Genomic DNA, 16,313 nt, shown 5'->3' on the forward strand with positions numbered 1-16,313 from the left:
TCCCAATTTGACCTGCAAGAATTACTGGAATTTCAAGGGAAAATCCGCTTAGTAAAAGGTGCTTATCAAGAAAAAGAAGGTACGTATATCCCACGGTCTGTAGAACTAGATAAGCGTTACGTAGATTTTGTTATGGCTTGTGTGGCAAGAAACCATCCTCTGTCGATAGCAACACATGATGAAAAGCTTGTCGCAGCACTTAAAGAAAATGGACTGATAGCCAATCCATATACTGAAGTAGAAATGTTAGATGGTGTTCGTCCAGATTTACTTAAATCACTGAGAGATGAGAATTTCCAGACGAAGGTGTACGTCACATATGGAACGGAATGGTACTTGTATCTTGCACATCGCATTGCAGAGCATCCACCAAATCTGTATACGTTTGTGTCTGATATGATTGAGTCAAAAAACCTACAGACCTCCCTTTATGAATAAAGAAGACCATGGATATTTTAAAGGCAGAATGATTGAGCTCTGCCTTTTTTTATTTCTCAGTTTATTTCAACTCTACATAAGTCTTAATGAACTAATGGGTGCTTTAGTTCATTAAGACAAATAAAAAATCGATTTCTTAATGTACAAGAAATCGATTTTTTGATTTAAAATTGTTGGTGGTACCCTATGCCCATCAAGGGAAGAAATCATAATACCCCCAGAACGAAAATTTTGTGCATCTTACTCGTTTTTATCGTTTTGGGGTAACTCGTTATTGTTAGCTTGATGGCGATGTGGGGGTACCCCATTAAGGAACAAAAAAAGGTGATAATGTTATGATATTTATAAGTTAGTTAATACATTAATCTTAACCTTAACCTTTATCTTAAGGTAGAGGTTAAAGTTATCCAAAGCTACAATTTTCCAAATTGAGTGCACCTGTCAATTTAATGTTGGGGGTACCCTGGTGCTACCCCATTGCCATCAAGTTAAAGTTTTGTAGTACCCCCAGAATGAAATTTTGGACTTTCTTGTAACTTATAAGCTCAATTTATCGTTATGGGGGGGACTTATTTTCTTAGCTTGATTGGCATGGGGTACCACCATGACAGTACCCCTTAATGAACTCCCATGAAAATTAAAAAGCTCAAAATCCGGAAAAAACCACAACAAAATAGACTCAGTAAAAACGCTTTTTAAAAAAGGCTGAGCCTTATGAGTGATCTGATTGAGTTTGGTCAATCGTTAAACAAAAACCTCCAATCATAGCAAATTAAGTAGAGGCTGGCGCGACGACCAAAAAAGGATTAATCTCCCATGAGTGCTACCCATAAAGGGCGCGACAGTCGGTGGTACACCGTGGTCGCCGGAGTCAGACTAACGGATGGGCTCAAAGGCACCATAGTTCAACGACCTTCTTCGCCAGCCATTAAAACATTATCGACATAGAGACCAATTTTCATTCTCTGTGGTGAAGCGCTGATTTTTGCGCTTCATGGATGGCTAACGGGTGCGTTAGCTGAAGATCAGAGCTGTTTTTAAGGCAGCTTTTTCTTTATGCAACTAAAGGGGAAGGTTAGTTTAACAAGTTATCATAAAATAAAGAAATTTTGCTCCCAGTAAAGGAAGAATAAATTAAGAAAAGTGGAAGGGATGAAGAAGATTTCACACCAAAGCAAAAACCACATTATTCACATTAAGCCTTGGGAGATAAGGACCTTGATAAACTTTTTCGATAAACGCTCCAGAGATGATCGAACATCTTGGAGGTCAAGAGAGCGTAAAGAACAGGTTTTGAAACGTCACAAACGGTATCTTAAGCTTGGTAGTAAGGGATGTATGTTTAGCATTACATTTTTACCAGAGTTAGAAGCAGTGGGTTCTGTTGGTTACTGGCAAACTTTTTGGAATGAAGAAAGTATGTACGAAATTGGATGGGCTGTACTGGATTTATGTCAATGTTTTCATCCTAAAACTCCTATACCCCTCTAGGAGATTTCCTCCATTTTCTTAGTTATCATAGTTGAGATTACAGGAATTTTCGTATTAATCCCAAATATTAGGACGTTCAACTTCCATTGTCCTTAAATAATCTAAGAGTTGCCCTGTATGCACTGCTTCATGATATGCGATACGCATTAACATATCTCCTAATGAACGAACATACCCTACATCAGAGCGATCAATTTTAATTAGACTTAGATCTTCATTAGAAAAGGAATGAACGGCAAGTAAAAATTGTTTGTGATAAATCTCTGCAAAATCTAATTCATCTTCAATTGATATATACGGTCTTTTTTCAAATGGAGAATGAAAATCCTTCACACTTCCTCTATTTTTAATAGCTAGATAATAATAATACTCAGATTCTAATACGTGACGAACCATTTCTAAACATGTCATTGCCATCTCATCTGGCTTCCAATTTAATTTGTCACTAGAAATTGCTTGCCATACAGTAATACTTCGTCTTCTAGTTTCTTTTAGGTTTAATACTAAGAAATCAATAGTGTTCAATTATATTTCTCCCTTCTATTCAACCTTATAAATTAAGTTTACTAGAGTCTCTGAATAAAATGCAAAGGTTCGTTCTTTTATTTGGATATATTCCCAAAATAAATCTTTCTGTAAGTGGGGTGGTTGCAACGAAATGCTTCATTTCAAAATAAATATTTTCGTATCAATTAGAATCAAATCCAACCATTTTTGTTAACAAGGTCTTATGACATAAACATAGGTTAATCGTACCCATAAATTGTTTTTGTATTTAGTATTTTTTTCCTGTTATTCAATAAATTACTATAAACTTATTGAATTTTTATTTAATTGGTAATATTATGAAAACACCTTGGAGGGATGGAGGTGTTAAGTATGACAGTTAAAGTTCAAAAAACTAGCAAAAAAGCTGCAGTTTTATACAGTTTCCCAGGTTAATAATTATTCATTCTATTATTACATAAACGGGGGTGTTAAACATGACAGTTAAAGTTCAAAAAACTAGCAAAAAAGCTGCAGTTTTATATAGCTTCCCAGGTTAATAATAGCTAAATGTATAAACTTCAAAAATTTTAAGAATAGGGAACTATCGTCAGATAGTTCCCTATTTAAATAAAATGGAGGATTTTTAAATGGTCAAACCTAAATTTAAAGAAACTATCCCTGTGTTTTTTGTAAATGATGAAATACATATAGGTGAAGAAGATGGAGTGGCAGGAATCATTGAAGATCCTAATGGTAGTATTAAGTATTTAATTTCATTAATCGATGGGGAAAATACTATTGATGAAATTATCGAGAAAGTAATACTGAAATTTCCAAATATTACATCTCAAGAAGTACATCAAGCCATTAAATCATTAGATGAAGAAAAATATTTAGAAGACAGCTCTATCAGTCCTAAAGTAATGGGAGAATATGAGAAAGAACGATATAAGGCAAATTTAAACTTTTTTTCACTTTTTACATCTTTAGAAGATAGTAAGTTTGAGATCCAAGAAAAAATTATGAATACTAATATTGCGTTGTTAGGTATTGGGGGGTTGGGTAGCCAGATACTATACCATCTAGCAGCATTAGGATTTCATAACATAAACGCATTAGATTTTGATACTTTAGAGTTAAGTAATTTTAATCGACAGTTGTTATATTCAGAAGAAAACATCAATGAATTAAAGACGGAACTTGCTAAGAAGAGAATTTCTAAGTTTAATCCTAATGTAAACTTAAATATTACAAACAAACGGATAGAATGTGCAGAAGATGTTATGAACCATATTAAAAATAGTGAATATGTCATTTGTGTAGCTGATAAACCAACATTGCATATTCAAGACTGGGTAAATGAGGCTGTAGTCAAGTTAAGAAAACCTTTAGTTTCTGGTGGAGTATTAAATACTAGAGGGCGTTTTTATTCTATGATACCTGGGGAAACTGGTTGTGTAGAATGCCATAAACAGACTGTAATAGACAGTGATGTAGCTATTGATGATCAACTTAATAATATGAATCAAGTAAACTTCCAGAGAAATAATGCAGCAATTAGTCCTAATGTAGCTATGTTAGCTGGAGCTATTGTTAATGAATTTTTAGGACTAGTTACTGGTATTAGTAAGCCAAAGTCATTAGGTAAGATGATGGAATTAAACTTTTCGACATACCAAACATATTCTATTTCAGAGTGGGAAAGACAAAAAAAATGCCCTGTTTGTTATTCAATACCTGTAACATTAACTCAGTAAATATATTATAAAAAGGGGTAAGTATGAAATCTTATCAAGTATTAAGAAACAAAGACTTTTTATTTTTATTTCTTAGTGCTACAACTAGTAAATTGGGCACTTCTTTTTTTCAAGTTGCATTACCTTTATTAGTTTATGAACTAACAAAATCACCAAGTTTAATGGCTTTTACTTTTGTGTTAGAGATAATTCCTCAAGTTTTATTTAGTTTGATAGGAGGAGTATTTGCAGATAGAATCAGTAAAAAGAACATCTTACTGATAGGAGATATTTTCTCGGCTATTTTAGTTATTGTTATTCCTATCTCAGCACTAATGAATCATTTAGAGGTTTGGGTTATTTATGTTATAGCATTTTTATTATCTTCTGTTAGTGCATTTTATCATCCTAGCTTTGAATCTATAGTTCCAGAAACCTTGCAAGGAAAAAACTTAATTCAAGGGAATTCTTTATTTAAATTATCTGAAACTCTAACTACTTTTATAGGGCCTTCTATAGCTGGTATTTTAATAGCTGTAATTGGAGCACATAACCTATTATATTTTAATTTTGTCACTTATTTCTTTTCAGCGATGTTTATTGGTTTTATAGCTAATAAATATCAGAATAAGAATATCGTCAATACATCAATTATTGTTTCTATTAAAGAAGGTATTGATTACGTAGTTAAGACTAAAAAAATATTAATAGGTACTATTTTTATATTTTTAGTTAATTTAGGATATGGAGCAATGGAATCTTTATTCATGTTTTACCTAAAAGGTACGTTGAATCTATCTTCTCAATATATTGGATTAGTGTTTTCTTTACAGACACTAGGATCATTTTTGGCCATTTATTTCGCCAATAAGTTAAACAAATTACCTAGAGGGAATGTAATCATAATTGCTGGAATCTTAATAGGGTTAGGGCAAACAGCATTAACAATGTCTCAAGGACTGTTAATAATATTAATAGCGTGTAGAATAATAATTGTAGGTTCAGTTACTTTATTGGCAATTAATTGGTTTACTTTACGACAAGAAGTAGTTCCATCTGCTTTACTTGGTCGTGTTATTAGCTCAACGCGCATGTTAGCCTTTTTGGCTTTACCTTTCGGTGGAATGCTGTCAGGTATATTTGCTGAATATGTAAATGTAGAAGTAATATTTATTTTAGCTGGCCTTCTTACGGTAATAGTATCTCTTATAGGAATTAAAACGACATTATTTCAAAAAAATCAACATGTTAATAATGAAGTAACTAGTGGAACTGATTGAATAAATTAAAATTTATTTACTGTACACAAGGTCATATACTTAGTTCCTTTATATTATTCGCTAGTAATAACTCTTGAAGATTGAAGATTAAGCCAAACGAAAGCCACATTGCATATGCAATGTGGCTTTCGTTTTCTGGTAAAAGACTTCAAGACGGATGGTACTATTCTAAAAAAGGTGTGTGACCAGTTAATATGGAAGCATTATCAGCCTGATATTATTTTACTAATGGTAAGATGGTACCTACGTAGAACCTCGATTTCTTAGTGCTGAGGGTTTGTTACTTTGCTAAATAAGAGAACGTCGCAACTCGGCAGCTAAAAATATGGATTGTCACTAAAAATCTAAAAAATAAGTTATCTATAATTGCTGTGGAAGGATTTTTACTTCGCTTTAGAAGATAAAGAAAATTTAATTTGATGAGCATGTGGTTAGATCTCCTAATTTGAAAATACCACTCTGCCAACTATTTATTTTTCTTTTACATATCTGTGCTTGGCTTTATCAATTCAGCCACATCTTTATATGTGATAACGTCGTCAATCATTCGCTGAAAATTTCCATGATTAATAATATCTTCACTAATTTTTCTTAATAATGTTACCGTTGCTCTAAAAGGTGCAGACCCACTACTAATTCTCTCAATTCCAGTTTCAGATAGCCGATTCAAAGAAGGTGTACCTTCCCCAGCTAACAAGTTAATTGGACAAGAAATTTCCTGTCTAAGCTTTTCAATGGTATCAATATTTTTTACACCAGGAATAAAAATACAGTCTGCCCCTGCTTTTTGATAAGCTTTTGCCCGATTAATGGCAGACTGAAGCCGAAACACAGAGTCACCAATATTTAGCCAATACAGATCAGTACGTGCATTGATAAATAAAGGCATATTCAACGATCGAGACAGTTCATTGATTGCAGATATTTTTTCGGCTTGTACTGAAACATCAAAAATTGGATCCTCCGGATTTCCAGTCCCATCTTCAAGGTTAATTCCAACCACTCCAGTTGAAATAATCTGTCTAACGTTTTCTACCACTTCCTCAATTGAAGTTCCATAGCCAGCCTCAATATCAGCGCTTACAGGAACAATCACAGAATTGACAATCATTTTGAGAGCTTCCATCAATTTTTCAAACGGAAGGTTCTCACCATCTGAATAACCTAACGAAATTGCCATACCTGCACTGGTTGTACCAATCGCTTTAAATCCACTTTCTTGAAAAATTCTGGCACTACTTGCATCCCAAGCATTTGGCAGTACAAAAGTAGATGATTGGCTATGAAGCTGCTGAAATGTATGGAATTTTATAGATCGATTCTGATAATTCATAAAGTATCTCTCCTTTTCCAAGTAACTTTCACTACTTTTCATTCCTCTATAAGTTTATTGTAAGCCATAATCATATTTTTTAAGTATCATCGAAATAGGGAATGCACAAGGAGTGAATGAACTATGATCTCGAATTTATATAACTCAATTATAATACTTTTTTTAAAATCTCTAGGTTTTCTTTGATGAATTCTTGATGCTTTGTTGCCTCTCGTATCTTACTCCATCCAATAGAACAAAATGCATCATAAAAAGTATAGAACGGCAGAATTTTTTGTAGATTAATCATAGGACGAACCGAATTATAGCCTTGTATGTATGATTCTTTTGTATTTGGTTGTTTACACCAAATATCACGATTAATTTTTGTGAAATCATTTTCTGTTGAGCCTAAACGTGCACTTTCAAAATCAATAATTCCTTTCACATTATTATCCTTTACTAAAATATTTCCGGGTCTAAAATCCATATGTATTAAACAAGGACCATCTGGTGTTGGTAAAGAATAAAAATACTTTTCGAAATAGTGTATACTTTTATCAAATAAATCTTTCGATAAAATCGCCTTTGTATGCTCAGAAAAGTACTCAAATTTTTGTTGAATGAATGCTCTCCATTCTTCTGGCTGATATCTTTCAATAGTATCACTTTTTTTAAAGAACGTTGCAGGTATGGAATGCAGCTTTGCGTGACTTAAGCCTATCTCATATGCTAATGCTTTATCGATTGTCTTTGTACATATTTCTCCATCTATTGCCTCTAATAACAATGCTCCAGGTATCACATCATTTCCTTCCCAAAAATCTAGTACTCTGGGCGTATTTAACTTATCTTGGAGTATTTGAAGAAATTCGTATTCTCGCATTAACTTAGTCTTTGAATAGGGGATTTTAACAAAAACTTGTTGTTGATTGTTTAAAAGTAATTTATAGACAGTTGAGCTATACGACTCTGGAACACTGCTAATTGATAAAACATTCAATCGAAATTGCTGAATAACTTGTTGTAAAATTCCCACTAGAATTTATTCCTCCCTAATTGTCGTTTCCTTTATTTTCCTCATAAATCATTGTATCGTAAACAGCGAGAGTCTACACTAAATAAATGCTCTAGTATCAGCTCATATTATTAAACAATTTTATTGTCTGCATACCAATGCTATCTTCAAGTGGAGATAGCTTTTTTACTGTCTTAAAATGCTAAATAGAACTTAAAGAAGGTGCAAAATAACAGCTAAAATAACAGAAAATACTTTAAAACGAGCTATTAAGCTTTATAGCGAAACAAACGGAATGAGTGTTAATGACATAGTAAAAGCTACAGGAGTTCCACGTTCCACTTTATATGTAAAAATCAGGTAATGGGGTTACTTTAGCAGCTCTTTTTTGTATGAAAATACCTTAGTAAAAAAGCCATGCTAAAATAAACCCTCTATATTCTCATTTTTTTTCGAAGGGCATAAATACTATCTCGTTATTTTAACTGGTTATGCATTTTGTTGTTTAGATGGAGCGATTGAATAGCCTTTCATTTTTAGGTATTCGATCATTTTTAATTCTTTGTTATTTTGTTTTTCTTCAAGGTAATTTGAGCCTAGTTCATGATAAGGTTCGCCAGTTTTTAAGATGTTGTAGGCAATCGTTAATAGTAAATGGGCAAAAGCGATTCGTCCCTTCATTCTTCCCTGCCGTTTGGTAATTCTTTTTCAATGTGTAGCAATTCGATTATTTTGCCTTGATGTCGCTAATACACACTCAACGGCCATCGTTTTCAAAGCTTTGTTACCTTGTGTGGTTTTACTCGTTTTTTTACCAGCACTTTCGTAATTTCCGGGACTCACACCAGCCCAAGAGGCAAGATGTTTAGCCGACTTTATAAAAGAATAATCCAATTAAATATTATAAGGGCATGTTTTGATGAATCTTTTTTCAAAACATGCCCTTTAGATTTATTTATCAAGGTTTCTTGTATTAATTTGATCAAACTTTGTTTCAAATCTACAAGTAACTAACAAATTTTTAAATTAATGAAATAAAAATAATTTTATGAACCAAAGATTCTAATGGTCTCCTAAAGGGAACGCATTACCAATACTTTACAAAAACATATATTTTCATATAATGGTTAATAGAGTGAAAAATCACAGTTTGGTTGGTAGTCCAGACGTATTAGTTGCATCATACTAATATTAGTAGCCTTCCCCCCTCGGGATGTCCATCACTCTGTTATTTAATTAGAGGGGGTTTTCTAATGAAATTAACACTTTACTTTGATGGCCAGTTCTGGGTAGGAATTGTTGAAGATAATCAAGATGGGTTTTTGAGAGCTTGTAAACATATCTTTGGAAAAGAACTTAAAAGATGAAGAGGTACAATACTTTGTAAACCACATAATGATGAGGTTACTGGAACGAGTTACAACAGGTGTAAAGGTTAATTAAAAGAAAGAACAGCACATAAACCCTAAACGGTTAGCTCGTGCTGTTGGAAAAGAAATGAAACAAAAAGGCGCCTCTACCAAAGCTCAAGAAGCATTGAAATTAGAGCTTGAAAAGCGAAAAGTACTTTCTCGTGAACAAATAGAAGAGGAAAAGGAAAAGAAAAGACAATTAAAGGTAGAAAAGCGTAAAAAAAAGCACCGTGGAACGTAAAACTACACCTCCAATTGTTAGATGTTCACTAATGCAGTTCACTTCGGCAGCTCTTTTTCTTAATGAACTAAAGGGGCAGGTTAGTTCTATAAGATGACCGTTAAATGGCGGTCTTTTTTTATGATTATCTTCTTAACGAATATTTGCAACTCAACTGGTTTGTGTCTGCTAAATTACACTATCGTATAATTTATATATAAAATTGTGGAAGTCTACTAATAATTTAATAAAAAAGTTGAAACTTTTTTGTGTCGACTTCTCTCTAATGAGCGAAAGGAGGTCAGTACATGAATGAAATGAAACTCGTAAAAAGGGCGATAAAGGGAAATAAAAACGCCTTTGAAGAACTTCTTGTCATACATAGTGATCAATTGTATCGCACTGCTTTTCTATATGTAGGAAATCGTGAAGATGCATTGGATATTGTTCAAGAAACAGCCTATAAAGCTCTTTTAGCAGTTGGACAATTAAAAAATGAAAGGTTTTTCTTAACATGGCTAACAAAGATTCTTATTCATTGTGCCTTTGATGTCATGAAAAAGAAAAAGAAAGAAATACCAATAGAAAAAATTATTGACCTATCATCTGGAAAAATAGAAAAAAGAGATGAGCATTTAGATTTAGTGAGAGCTATAAATCAATTAAAGGAGCATTATCGAAATGCTGTTATTCTATTTTACTTTCAAGATCTTCCAATCAGCGAAGTGGCAAAAATAATGAACGTGCCTGAAAATACGGTAAAAACATATCTTCACCGAGGAAAAAATCAGTTGAAAAAACTGTTAGGAGGGGTGGCGTACAATGGAGAAGAAACAATTTCAAGTAGAGTATGAGAAGATTGAGGTACCCAAAGAAGACGTTTTGAATGCTATACAAACGGGAGTAAGACGAGCAAATTCTACTGATACACCAAAAAGAAATAAAAAGCGATTGAGTGCATATAGTTTGTCGGCAGCAGCAGCTATTTTTATTTCCTCTAGTTTTATCTTTCCTTCAATGTCACATGTTATGGCTGAAGTACCCTTACTAGGGAAAGTATATATGAACTTTAATGACTTAGTTGGAAGAAATTTAGAATCTCAACAATTAATAACCAAATTAAATGAAACAGCAAGCAATAAAGGTATAGATGTATCTATTACCAGTGCTTATTATGATGGAGCAGTTATTGGTGTTACCTTTAATGTGGCAGGAAACATTAAAACGGAACAAGATGGTGGGCTTATGGGTTTTTATGAAATATTTGATGGTAAGGAAGGTATAGATGATAGTAAAGAAATCGTATATATGGAGCCTTCAGAAAAAGGGTATTCAGGTCATATCCAACTAAATTATCCGAAATCCGAATTACCTCCTGATACTACTTTTCCTCTTGAATTCAAGAGTATTGGAGAAAAAGAAGGAGTTTGGAAATTTGATATTCCAATTAAACAATTACCATACGAGACAATAAAATCAAATGAGGAAAGAAGAAACATTGGTGCAGACGTCAAGGTTCATTTTGATTCGATTATTAAAGGAAAAGCATCAACTGCAATTAATTACACAGCAACTTTTCCAAGTGAAGGAAAACATGATCAAGTCAGATTAGAGGTTTTCAACGACCAAGGAATGGAAATTCCCTTGTTGTCAGATGGTATTGATTTAGAGACCTATAAATCTGAACATCAGATAACTGTAAAAGGAAGAATGATAATTCCTCAGTCTCTAAAAGAAAAAACAAGTTATTTGGAAATTCAACCAAAAGTGGCAGTGCATGAAAAAGATCAGTTTGTTACATTGGAACAGCAAACTCCTATTGAAATAAATTCTAATCGACAAAATCTATCCGTAACAGTGGAAAAAATGACTTTAAAGGAAGACAATTTCATCGTCGATTTCCAAGTTAACCATGGAGACATGAGAAATTGGAATTTTACTTTTTTTAAAGATTTTGCTCGTAATGATATAACGTTAGTTAAAGAGTCCGAAAAAGGTATTTATGAAGAACCGATGAAACATTCAATCAAAGTATTAGATGAGAAAGATTTAAGATTTCGAAGCACATTTGATATTGGTACAGTTAGTGATTTTAGTAAGGACAATTATGTAATAAGAGTTAATTTGAATTCACTAAGTATGAATATACCACTTGAATTAGAATCGGTAAAAATTGATTTAAATTAAATCTTAAAGGTGCTTTACTTCAATAAGGGAGGTAGCTGCGGCACCTCTTTTTCTTATTCCAAAGTTAGTTTGTGAAGGATTGTACTTAAACTAACGGGTGCGTTAGTTCATTAAGATAAATAAAAAATCGATTTAAAATTGTTGGTGATACCCCTTAACGTTGTATATCCGCACTTTCCTGACGCTACCCCATATTGAAGAATGGGTTATAAAAGAAAAACCCCGGTGAGTAGTCTGTATGACTTTAACCGAAAAGGTAATTATTGTATAATGGAGGTATGACAAACTAACCAGGGTTGGTCATACCCCCTTTTTACTTTTTCTAGGTTCTTTGTTCACTTTCCGAAAAGTCGAGCAAAGAAGCCTTTTTTTTCAGCTTTTTCCACTTCTTTTTCTGATTTAATCGTTTCTATTTCCTCTTTAGCAGCTGCCACTTCTTTTTTAGTGGATTCATAATAGAAGTTAGCTTGCTAGAATATTAGAAAGCGATTACATAGAGGAGTGGATTCAAGGTCATCCGATACCTTAGCGAGGAAATTGTCATATGACATTTTTACACTGGTACGGTTGATGGAAGAAGTCGTATGATGCGGATATTACAGGGAGAGGAGCGATGAACCTTACGAAATCAGGTTTCATCCTAATGGTTTTTTATTGTTAACTTTCGTTAGCAAGCAAAGGTCTAGTTTGCTTCACCTCTTGGTAAAATGGAGGGGTAGAAGATAATACCTCTTGGCTCTAAATAAGAGCCAAGAAATAAAGTTTTAGTTAGGGAAAAATACATTCAAATTAATATAGAAAGAAATCTTCTCCTTTTTCATCTAATCCTTTTCACGATAATTGGTTCTTCTCTCTCCCAGCATTTTCGCAGCTTTTTTAGCCTTCTCCTGCTCAGGGTTTGTATACAGGGCAGCCGTTGTGGTTGAGGTATGACCAAGTTGGGTCATCAGTAAATGGATGTCTCCTGACTGCTCCATTAAGTTTGTTCCATAGGTATGTCTCAGTTTGTGTGGCGACATCGACTTATTGGACTTAAATGCCTTGGTGTATTTCTTTACTAGAGCCTCGATGGCGCGGTTGGAAAGAGGGGTGGCTCCATCATTCACTCTAGTCAAGAAAACATAGGCCGTATCATCATTTGAGCCCCTATAACGTTCCGTTCTCACAGCTAGATAATCTTTTATGTCCTGCATAGACGGAGGAGAGACTGCCACTACATCCTTTTTTCCACCTTTACGTAAAACATGTATTTGTTTTTCTTCGAAATCCAAGTCTCGTAGCCTTAGATTAGATAACTCATTCACCCGGATGCCGCTTCCTAAGAAGAGGGATAAAATCGCAAAATCACGTTCCTTGTCCCTTTTAAAATATATGAGTTTTCTGGACTTTTCAGGTAGCTCCTTTTCATAGTTATGCTTCACGAATTCAAGAAATCGCGCATCCTCATCATTGTGGAAAATCTTTGTAGATATTCTGGAAGCACGCGCCCCCAATGTTTCTTTCACTTTATTCACTTCAATTTTCAACATAACATTTCGATAGAAGTAAGGTTCGCCATCATCATTTTCTGTCTGTGTGGTTAAATATTTGAAAAGGGAACGTAATGCTGAAATTTTCCGATTGACGGATACCTTTTCGGCTTTTTTTGTTTCCTTCTTATTGATAGGGATATTTCTCCGTTCCAAAAATTTGATAAAGGATTGGGCTTCGATCAACTTCAACTTTTCCAGCACGGAAAGGGGGATATCCTTAATATGCTCCTGCTCAGCAATGCCTTCGGCTATCAGCCACTCCAAAAATAATTTATAATCAAGAACGTAATTCAAGAGGGTGGAAGGAGACCTTATATCCAATTTATTGTCAACATATTCAACGATATAGAAAGGCATGGACTTAACCAGCTGTTCCAATTTCTGCTCATGGACTTGATGTTGTCTGGTATTGGCCATTGATTTACTCCTTTTTAAAGTTTAATTTATGCGTAAAATTCAATTTTTACGAATAATTGTTTACATAATAATATTATGTTCAAGTTACTAACTGCTAACGTAATAGCCCATGCCCGAAAGGGGTAGGGCTGAAATAATTAACTTTTCACTGGAATTTTTATATACTCATATTTTTCTGGATTTTGAAGTTTATGATTTTCGATAGCAGATTCAGCAGCATCTTTCGTTTCAAAAATTTTATCTACCCTGATTGTTTCCTTTTTTGTATGGAGATCATAAACACGGATTTTGTAATTCATCATAAAACCCCTTTATTAAAATTTAAGGATTTGTTTTGTATAGTCAGTAAAATCCTCAAGATGGTTCGTAACAATTTGCTGCAAAATGTCTATATTAACCGTCTGGTAATCATGAACGGCTATGTTTCTAAAACCTACCATGGCCTTTAATCGCTTGACCGTAATTTCGTCAATAATTAAAGCCCCATGAAGCATATCAAAGGCATCTCTGCTGGTTTGAGGCAAACCTAGTTTCTGTTCAGCTACAATATGCATAGCCAAGTCGATTGACGCTTCGCAGGCCCTTTGTATATTGAGGATTATGGAGTCTTGTTTGGTATAGTCCTTTAGGTTTTCTGGATTATTTTCGTATACAACTTTAACCCGGTTCATGCAACGTTCTATAACACTGATTTTGTTCAATATCACATCATTCTTCATAAATGGTCCCACTTTCTCCTATTTTTTTTAAGATATGTTCGCGTTCCTCATTCAATTTAGCGTACATGCTTAGTGCAGTCATTTGGAGGTTTTTAAGAAGAGTGTCGTTCACTGAATATATAATTGTTCCGGTAGTATATATCTGGGCTTTAAATACCGTGGATGCTATACGGATATTGACCAAATCCACCTCAATTTTCAGAATATCTGCCAATTCCTGTGACAGCTGAAAAACTTCATATGTAGTAAGCGATTGATTCTCACTGTAGAAAGCAATATCGATATCACTGTCTTTATGTATAGAGTTTTTGGCATAAGAACCAAAGATAATAATAAAAACGGGATCTATTTTCTTTATGAGAGTATCTTGAATGGTTTGAAACATTTCTGTATACATAAGACACGCTCCCTAAATTATTATATGAAGATTATACCAAACATTAATTCCTTCGTCCATTTATTCGTAAAACAGAGATTTTACGCATAAATGAATTCTTCCCTCATTATGAACATTAGAAATTCTCAAATAACTACGCCCCAATATAGTGCTCTCCTCCACCTCATTATCCATGGCTACAAGTATGCCTGTATTCTAAAGAACCATTCATTTATTATATCCTTTCTTTTTAAGGTGAGAAAAACATAATACTAATATTAACAAAAAATATCGAATTGTGTTTAAAATTCTTATTCAATTTAATGGCCTTTTAAATGCAAAAGAGCACTACCCTTATTCAAGGATAGCGCCTGATTATGCAACAAGACAAAAAATATGGGATTATCAGAGTAATAATTTCTTAAATCTCATTTTGCTGAAGGACGCAAAATTTCTTAGCGATTAATACCAAGTAGTTTTTGCTGTGCCTCCTCCAGCAGCTCCAAAGGCGTAAGCCTTATACCCAACACCATTATACACTTGTGCGCTATGACAGGAGGTTTGACCACGATTTATCCTCCCGTTACCACCACTACTAGCACAAGAATAAGATGTTCTTTTAGTACCGCTACTAGTATAACTATATACCGTTGCATTCCCAAAGGCATCTATCGGAGCAGCATTAGTAAGCTTCATATAAGCCCAAGATGTTTGACACTTATAACTCCATTTTAGGTATACAGTTCCAAGATAATAACCGTTGGAGTCAATGATATGTTTTGAAGCTTTGGTGACTCCATCACTTGAACAACCTGTTGTAATAGGATTTGTACCATCATAAGATAGGGCAAATGCTTTTTGAGCTGGTGAAACCGCAAATATCAGACCAAAGACAAAAGTAAATATCATCCCAATATTTAATAGTTTTTTCATTATAACAGCTCTCCTTTTTCCTAAACTTTACCATGCAAAAATTTGTATTACGATGAACTAAGGGACTATTTTACATTTAAAAAACGACCATTTTTTAGACAGCAACTAAGCAAAAAAGCTACTAAAGTATTAATTTTCTGAAAATAAACTAAAAAAGAAATCAAATGCAGTTTTAGAGTACTTAAAAGGGAAAAAATCCTATAAATCCATTGCTCAAGAAAGAAATGTAGGTTTATCCCCTCTGAAAAGATGGGTCGCATCCTTTTTCTACGTAAAAAGGATTTTTTAATGGAATCCTTGAATTAATTCTTAATACTAAACGAGGAAGAACAAAATCGCTAACGCGACTAAATCAAGACCCAAGTGTTGATTATTCACTTGGGTCTTTTCTCACGCGTCGCATTGTAACGTTACAAAAAGGACAGACCACTTCAACTTCTTCATCTTCTATTAAATCATAATGGAATTCATCAACAACATATTCAGGTACTTCATCTTCTTTCTCACAACGCAAACACTTAAAAATAATTATCTTTATTTCTTCATCTAAACCAAAAGGATCCTCCTCTTCTAACCACTTTAGAAAATCTTTACTCAATTCATCCTGCTCTTTGTTTTTGGCCAAGGGGTCCTACCCCATTGCCATCAAGCTATTGCAGTTCTTGTCAAAATAAAGCTAAAGAAACTTATGGAAATTCCGGTACTTATGTATTAGTATGTAAAAGTATTACATGGTTCTTAATAACGAATCCA

The 16,313-nt window shown here is 33.7% G+C and carries 17 protein-coding genes and 1 pseudogene; 7 read left to right on the plus strand and 11 right to left on the minus strand.

The annotated features are described in order from the left end of the window. Nucleotides 1-438, plus strand: a 438-nt coding sequence (locus tag ACIQ0C_RS21015; protein WP_403063569.1) for a proline dehydrogenase family protein, incomplete at its 5' end; no start/stop codon positions are given. A gap of 1,545 nt (nucleotides 439-1,983) precedes the next feature. Here ACIQ0C_RS21015 and ACIQ0C_RS21020 read toward each other — a convergent pair. Next, complete coding sequence (locus ACIQ0C_RS21020; protein ID WP_403063572.1) at nucleotides 1,984-2,454, minus strand: DinB family protein; 471 nt, start codon at nucleotides 2,452-2,454, stop codon at nucleotides 1,984-1,986. 611 nt (nucleotides 2,455-3,065) lie between these two features. Between ACIQ0C_RS21020 and ACIQ0C_RS21025 the strand changes: the two genes are divergently transcribed. Both ACIQ0C_RS21025 and ACIQ0C_RS21030 read left to right on the plus strand, forming a co-directional pair. Then, the gene (locus ACIQ0C_RS21025; RefSeq protein WP_403063575.1) at nucleotides 3,066-4,175 is read left to right on the plus strand and encodes a HesA/MoeB/ThiF family protein; all 1,110 of its coding nucleotides are present in this window, start codon (nucleotides 3,066-3,068) and stop codon (nucleotides 4,173-4,175) included. A gap of 23 nt (nucleotides 4,176-4,198) precedes the next feature. Beyond that, the gene (locus tag ACIQ0C_RS21030; RefSeq protein WP_403063579.1) at nucleotides 4,199-5,434 is read left to right on the plus strand and encodes an MFS transporter; all 1,236 of its coding nucleotides are present in this window, start codon (nucleotides 4,199-4,201) and stop codon (nucleotides 5,432-5,434) included. Between the two features lie 481 nt (nucleotides 5,435-5,915). Here the strand turns inward: ACIQ0C_RS21030 and ACIQ0C_RS21035 are convergent, their stop codons facing one another. Both ACIQ0C_RS21035 and ACIQ0C_RS21040 read right to left on the minus strand, forming a co-directional pair. Beyond that, entirely contained in the window at nucleotides 5,916-6,767 is an 852-nt protein-coding gene (locus tag ACIQ0C_RS21035; protein WP_403063582.1) for an isocitrate lyase/PEP mutase family protein, read from the minus strand. A gap of 148 nt (nucleotides 6,768-6,915) precedes the next feature. Then, the gene (locus ACIQ0C_RS21040; protein WP_402844465.1) at nucleotides 6,916-7,785 is read right to left on the minus strand and encodes an aminoglycoside phosphotransferase family protein; all 870 of its coding nucleotides are present in this window, start codon (nucleotides 7,783-7,785) and stop codon (nucleotides 6,916-6,918) included. 220 nt (nucleotides 7,786-8,005) lie between these two features. Between ACIQ0C_RS21040 and ACIQ0C_RS21045 the strand changes: the two genes are divergently transcribed. Beyond that, nucleotides 8,006-8,128: a helix-turn-helix domain-containing protein gene (locus ACIQ0C_RS21045; RefSeq protein ID WP_403063813.1), complete on the plus strand. Its 123-nt coding sequence runs from the start codon at nucleotides 8,006-8,008 to the stop codon at nucleotides 8,126-8,128. A gap of 125 nt (nucleotides 8,129-8,253) precedes the next feature. Here the strand turns inward: ACIQ0C_RS21045 and ACIQ0C_RS21050 are convergent, their stop codons facing one another. Beyond that, a complete protein-coding gene (locus ACIQ0C_RS21050; protein ID WP_403063585.1) occupies nucleotides 8,254-8,445 on the minus strand; it encodes a hypothetical protein in 192 nt (63 codons plus the stop codon). Nucleotides 8,446-8,472: 27 nt separating this feature from the next. Further along, nucleotides 8,473-8,658, minus strand: a complete 186-nt coding sequence (locus ACIQ0C_RS21055; protein WP_403063588.1) for a transposase — start codon at nucleotides 8,656-8,658, stop codon at nucleotides 8,473-8,475. A gap of 359 nt (nucleotides 8,659-9,017) precedes the next feature. Here ACIQ0C_RS21055 and ACIQ0C_RS21060 point away from each other — a divergent pair. From ACIQ0C_RS21060 to ACIQ0C_RS21070, 3 genes and pseudogenes are all read left to right on the plus strand, one after another. After that, nucleotides 9,018-9,417, plus strand: a pseudogene (locus ACIQ0C_RS21060) (YjdF family protein). A gap of 287 nt (nucleotides 9,418-9,704) precedes the next feature. After that, nucleotides 9,705-10,250, plus strand: coding sequence for a sigma-70 family RNA polymerase sigma factor (locus ACIQ0C_RS21065; RefSeq protein ID WP_403063591.1), 546 nt, complete (start codon nucleotides 9,705-9,707; stop codon nucleotides 10,248-10,250). Next, nucleotides 10,219-11,583, plus strand: a complete 1,365-nt coding sequence (locus ACIQ0C_RS21070; protein ID WP_403063594.1) for a DUF4179 domain-containing protein — start codon at nucleotides 10,219-10,221, stop codon at nucleotides 11,581-11,583. The genes ACIQ0C_RS21065 and ACIQ0C_RS21070 overlap by 32 nt, the downstream gene beginning before the upstream one ends. An 821-nt stretch (nucleotides 11,584-12,404) precedes the next feature. On the opposite strand, the gene xerS is transcribed toward ACIQ0C_RS21070, so the two are convergent. From xerS to ACIQ0C_RS21100, 6 genes are all read right to left on the minus strand, one after another. Continuing rightward, nucleotides 12,405-13,532, minus strand: coding sequence for a tyrosine recombinase XerS (gene xerS, locus ACIQ0C_RS21075; RefSeq protein WP_403063598.1), 1,128 nt, complete (start codon nucleotides 13,530-13,532; stop codon nucleotides 12,405-12,407). 137 nt (nucleotides 13,533-13,669) lie between these two features. Next, nucleotides 13,670-13,834: a hypothetical protein gene (locus ACIQ0C_RS21080; protein WP_403063601.1), complete on the minus strand. Its 165-nt coding sequence runs from the start codon at nucleotides 13,832-13,834 to the stop codon at nucleotides 13,670-13,672. A 12-nt stretch (nucleotides 13,835-13,846) separates the two neighbouring features. Next, nucleotides 13,847-14,251 (minus strand): type VII toxin-antitoxin system HepT family RNase toxin, encoded by a 405-nt coding sequence (hepT, locus tag ACIQ0C_RS21085; RefSeq protein ID WP_403063604.1) that lies wholly within the window; start codon nucleotides 14,249-14,251, stop codon nucleotides 13,847-13,849. Beyond that, nucleotides 14,241-14,648 (minus strand): type VII toxin-antitoxin system MntA family adenylyltransferase antitoxin, encoded by a 408-nt coding sequence (mntA, locus tag ACIQ0C_RS21090; RefSeq protein WP_403063607.1) that lies wholly within the window; start codon nucleotides 14,646-14,648, stop codon nucleotides 14,241-14,243. Before mntA ends, hepT begins: the two co-directional genes overlap by 11 nt. A 441-nt stretch (nucleotides 14,649-15,089) precedes the next feature. After that, nucleotides 15,090-15,560 (minus strand): DUF2690 domain-containing protein, encoded by a 471-nt coding sequence (locus ACIQ0C_RS21095; protein ID WP_403063609.1) that lies wholly within the window; start codon nucleotides 15,558-15,560, stop codon nucleotides 15,090-15,092. Nucleotides 15,561-15,930: 370 nt separating this feature from the next. After that, nucleotides 15,931-16,185, minus strand: coding sequence for a hypothetical protein (locus tag ACIQ0C_RS21100; protein WP_403063612.1), 255 nt, complete (start codon nucleotides 16,183-16,185; stop codon nucleotides 15,931-15,933). Nucleotides 16,186-16,313: the final 128 nt, after the last annotated feature.

The sequence above is a fragment of the Peribacillus sp. NPDC096448 genome (assembly GCF_044762675.1).
In the GTDB taxonomy this organism is placed as follows: Bacteria; Bacillota; Bacilli; order Bacillales; family DSM-1321; genus Peribacillus; species Peribacillus frigoritolerans_B.

Coding starts and splice junctions, on each gene's coding strand:
- ACIQ0C_RS21025 (WP_403063575.1), top strand. CDS start 3,066: ATGGTCAAACCTAAATTTAAAGAAACTATCCCTGTGTTTTTTGTAAAT.
- ACIQ0C_RS21030 (WP_403063579.1), top strand. CDS start 4,199: ATGAAATCTTATCAAGTATTAAGAAACAAAGACTTTTTATTTTTATTT.
- ACIQ0C_RS21035 (WP_403063582.1), bottom strand. CDS start 6,767: ATGAATTATCAGAATCGATCTATAAAATTCCATACATTTCAGCAGCTT.
- ACIQ0C_RS21050 (WP_403063585.1), bottom strand. CDS start 8,445: ATGAAGGGACGAATCGCTTTTGCCCATTTACTATTAACGATTGCCTAC.
- ACIQ0C_RS21065 (WP_403063591.1), top strand. CDS start 9,705: ATGAATGAAATGAAACTCGTAAAAAGGGCGATAAAGGGAAATAAAAAC.
- ACIQ0C_RS21070 (WP_403063594.1), top strand. CDS start 10,219: ATGGAGAAGAAACAATTTCAAGTAGAGTATGAGAAGATTGAGGTACCC.
- xerS (WP_403063598.1), bottom strand. CDS start 13,532: ATGGCCAATACCAGACAACATCAAGTCCATGAGCAGAAATTGGAACAG.
- ACIQ0C_RS21080 (WP_403063601.1), bottom strand. CDS start 13,834: ATGATGAATTACAAAATCCGTGTTTATGATCTCCATACAAAAAAGGAA.
- hepT (WP_403063604.1), bottom strand. CDS start 14,251: ATGAAGAATGATGTGATATTGAACAAAATCAGTGTTATAGAACGTTGC.
- mntA (WP_403063607.1), bottom strand. CDS start 14,648: ATGTATACAGAAATGTTTCAAACCATTCAAGATACTCTCATAAAGAAA.
- ACIQ0C_RS21095 (WP_403063609.1), bottom strand. CDS start 15,560: ATGAAAAAACTATTAAATATTGGGATGATATTTACTTTTGTCTTTGGT.